This is a genomic window from Paracoccus angustae, assembly GCF_042648745.1.
Taxonomy (GTDB): Bacteria; Pseudomonadota; Alphaproteobacteria; order Rhodobacterales; family Rhodobacteraceae; genus Paracoccus; species Paracoccus angustae.
In genome coordinates, this window is the sequence record NZ_JBHRXY010000085.1 from 1 (window position 1) to 3,632 (window position 3,632).

Genomic DNA, 3,632 nt, shown 5'->3' on the forward strand with positions numbered 1-3,632 from the left:
TTCTACGACAGCGGCGCGGGCGAAAGCCGCTTCACCGTCAACGCCTATCTCGATCATGACAGGCGCGTCCGCGCCAAGTGCGAGGCCGACCCGACGCTGGTTGGCCGCGACGTGATCTATGGCGACGCACCCACCCTGGAGACGCTTTATCTCATGCTTGATGCCTTCGCCGCCCGGCAGGAGGCGACCGCATGACCTATCACAACACCGAGTTTCCGAAGATCGGAGAGACGCAGGAACATGCAGCCCCGGCCATGCGCCGCAGCCTGTCCGAGATCGTGGCCGAGTATGACGAGAAGGCCGCGGCCATTCCCGAGGTGATTGCCGAGTTCAACCGGGCCGAGGCAGCGGTCAACGTCGCGGCCTGCATCGGCGGGGCCTACGGCGGTCAGGTCTTTTCTCGCAGCCCGAGCCTTTACGAACGCGACGTGCGCCTTGCCCTGCTGCGTTCGGCCTGGAAGCATGTCTATGAAGGCTTGCAGATCGAGCGCATTGCCAGTGCCAAGGATCGCAAGCAGCTTGACCTGAAGCTGACCAACCCCCTGCCCTTCACCCTGCCCAATCTTGCAGAAGTGTTCGGGGATTACCTGCTGGACCCCCGGTTTCACGTCCTCAAGGGTCTGGCCGAGTGCTTTTGCGACCTGGACCCCGCCTATAAGAGTCATTCCAAGGTCAAGATCGGCGTCGAGGGCCTGCCCAAGCGCATCATTATCGGCAGCGCCACCGGCTGGAACGGATGGGGCCAGGAGCGGCTGAAGGACACCTTGAACGCCCTGCGCGTCTATCGCGGCCAGCCGCGCTATGAATACCGCGAGTTTGCCGACATGATGAAGGAGGCCGAACGGCACGGCGAAGCCGATTGCTGCGCGGGCTTCATCCGCGCCTTCAAGAACGGCAACGTGCATCTGATTTTCAACGAGGATGGACGGCGCGACATTAACCGCGCCCTGGCCGAGTTCTATGGCGAGGTTCTGCCCGACGCGCCGACCGAGACGGAAGCCAAGCGGCCAAGCACCGAAGTTGCCCGCGACCTGCAATTCTATCCCACACCCCGCCGCGTGGCGCAGGAGATTGTCAGCGCCCTGCACCTGTCAGGCGGCGAACAGATCCTTGAACCGTCCTGCGGTGACGGCCGGATCATGGACGAGTTGGCCGCGTGGAACGAGAGCCGCGAGGAACGGCGCGGCCGCGCCCCTGTCATCGTGACCGGCATCGAGTATGACGCAGGCCGCGCCGAGCAGGCCCGCGCCAAGGGCCATTCCGTCATGACCGCCAATTTCCTGCAGGTCGCGCCCGATCCGCGCTTTGATGCTATCGTGATGAACCCGCCCTTCTATGGCCGGCACTACAAGCTGCATCTGGATCATGCGGTGAAGTTCCTGAAGCCGGGCGGCGTCCTGGTCTGCATCCTGCCCGCGACGGCCCACTATGACCACGGCACGACCATAGGCCGCTGGAACGATCTGCCCGTGGGCAGCTTCGCCAGCTCCGGCACCAATGTTCCGACCGGCTATTGCGTCTATCACAAGCCCAAGGCGTAGTTGAAAATGACAGGAGCAGGCTATGCGCCTGCCCCTGGCCTCATTCCTTGGCACGGATCACCCCATGAACCTTTATCTGCGCGTCTATCTGGCGGGACATTCCGGCCGCGTCATGCCGCGTTGGCTGCGCCGCATTGCCGCGCGCAGCGAATTGCACCGCGCCTGGCTGTGCGGCTTCAATGGCTGCTTCGAGCAGGACGGCGTGCGCTACGGACCCGCGAACCCCTACCCCGGCCCTGTCCTGCCGGACTGCTGAGCCAGATCCTTCACCAGAAGACCGTAGTGCCGACACTCGAAAAGTGCTAAGGACCGAAATGCTCCATCTAGCGACGGAGTAACTTAAGGCCCCGCTTGCGCGGGGCCTTTTTTCAGCCTCCCTAATGCGGCATCGACCCAGGCTGAGTCGCAGCTTGGAAAAACCCGAGGCAGGCCAGCTATTTGGCAAGTGACGCTCTGGTAAGGTTGTCAATCGAAATCTGAAAACTGGCTTTTTGGACTGGCTTTTTAGCCAGTGGCATAGCTTTGTCAGACAGGACGGTTAACACCCGTTTTACTTACAGAGGGATGGGTTTCGATGTTTGCGGCACGAGAGACAGCAACCGATTGCAGGGCTGAAGTTACCCGAGACATGATCGAGTTGATGCTGTCGCAGTTTGACAGCTTGAGTGATCCAGAAGGCATCATTCAGTTGGAACTGCGGGGCAACTGCCTCATGATCCTCAATCCCGAAACCAAAGCCTACGAAGTCGTCGGAGTGGCCCGCCTCCCGCCTTCCATGCGTAAAGTCATCAAGTAGGGCGTCCCCCTTCGGGTCGCGTCCCCGGTTCCGGCCGGCAAGCCGGCCTTCACCCGAGCTGGTCAGGGCGATGCTCCCGGCTGCGGCGCGCGGATGCCTGTCTCGTCCCGAGCCAGTCCCTCGCCCGCCGGTCCTGGTCGCCCTGCCCTGCCCATCTCGCCCCTTCGGGCGGGACCGCTGACGCGGGCCGTGAGCCCGGTTGTCCAGCCTCGCACTGGCCCGATCTTGGGAGGGACAGGGGGAGGCCGAAGCAGGCTGTAAGCGAGACCACAGGGATCGAGCGTCAGGCTGTGGTCAACCGGGCGGGCAGTTGAGTGCTGCCGGTGAAGCCCAGAGATAGCTGCTTTCCCTTCTGACCTGCCTTGCCGTCGCTGTGCGGCCCAAGAAGACACGGGAGAGGCCCGCGCGCGGCGCGGGCCACGATGATTCATGTGTCGTTCCGGGGGATCGACGGGCTTTCGCCCGCTCACCCCCGTCCGCAGCCTTTTTGTTTTCCTGTCCGCCACGCATCCCCGCCCGAGCCGGTCAAGGGGCAAGCGCCGCCCGTTGGGCGTCGTCGTCCAGGCGGGCCGTGTCCTCGCCCGTTGCCGGGCTGCGGGCCGCACCACCCCGCCTTCCCGACCCCTTGACAGTCTCGGCCGGGGCCACGGGCAGGGCTGCGCCCTCCCCGCTCTGCTTTCCGAAAGGCATGGGCCTTTCAGAAATCAGAACAGGAAGGCTCGCCCATCGGCGGAACGGGCAGAAGACCCGGCCGCCCCCGTCGCTAAAGGAGAGCCACAAATGGCTGACAAGTTCGATCTCTACGCCCACGTCACCGACAGCATCATTGCCAGCATCGAGGCAGGCACCCCGGCATGGCGCAAGCCGTGGACCGGCGACAAGGGCGGCGCACCCTTCCCGCTGCGGAGCAACGGCGAACCCTATTCCGGCATCAACGTCCTGATGTTGTGGCTTGCCGCCGACGCCAAAGGCTACCGCGCCGCCCGCTGGTTCACATACAAGCAGGCCCAAGAGGCAGGCGGACAGGTGCGCAAAGGCGAGAAATCCTCAACCGTCGTGAAATACGGCACCTTTGAACGCGAGGACGCGGACACCGGCGAGGAACGCCGCCTGCCCTACCTGAAAGCCTATCGCGTGTTCAATGCGGAGCAGATCGACGGTTTGCCCGCTGAACACTACGGCACCCCCGCCGAGCCTGCCCGCGACCTTGGCACCGAGGCCGACCCCGCCCTTGACGCCTTTTTCGCGGCCACCGGCGCGGACATTCGCACCAGCGACGAGCCGCAAGCCTTCTA

General features: G+C 63.9%; 5 protein-coding genes. All 5 read left to right on the plus strand.

From position 1 onward, the window contains the following. Positions 1-195: hypothetical protein (locus ACFOM8_RS22645; RefSeq protein ID WP_377764629.1), on the plus strand; the 195-nt coding region annotated here is incomplete at its 5' end. Then, entirely contained in the window at positions 192-1,541 is a 1,350-nt protein-coding gene (locus ACFOM8_RS22650; RefSeq protein WP_377764630.1) for a DUF4942 domain-containing protein, read from the plus strand. The genes ACFOM8_RS22645 and ACFOM8_RS22650, both read left to right, overlap by 4 nt. 64 nt (positions 1,542-1,605) lie before the next feature. Beyond that, a complete protein-coding gene (locus ACFOM8_RS22655) occupies positions 1,606-1,797 on the plus strand; it encodes a hypothetical protein (RefSeq protein WP_377764631.1) in 192 nt (63 codons plus the stop codon). 372 nt (positions 1,798-2,169) lie between these two features. Then, entirely contained in the window at positions 2,170-2,337 is a 168-nt protein-coding gene (locus ACFOM8_RS22660; RefSeq protein WP_377764632.1) for a hypothetical protein, read from the plus strand. Positions 2,338-3,117: 780 nt separating this feature from the next. After that, on the plus strand, positions 3,118-3,632 hold a 515-nt coding region (locus tag ACFOM8_RS22665; RefSeq protein ID WP_377764633.1), incomplete at its 3' end, for an ArdC-like ssDNA-binding domain-containing protein.

Excerpts from the sequence above, each read along its gene's own strand:
- ACFOM8_RS22650 (WP_377764630.1), top strand. The coding sequence starts at position 192 with ATGACCTATCACAACACCGAGTTTCCGAAGATCGGAGAGACGCAGGAA.
- ACFOM8_RS22655 (WP_377764631.1), top strand. The coding sequence starts at position 1,606 with ATGAACCTTTATCTGCGCGTCTATCTGGCGGGACATTCCGGCCGCGTC.
- ACFOM8_RS22660 (WP_377764632.1), top strand. The coding sequence starts at position 2,170 with ATGATCGAGTTGATGCTGTCGCAGTTTGACAGCTTGAGTGATCCAGAA.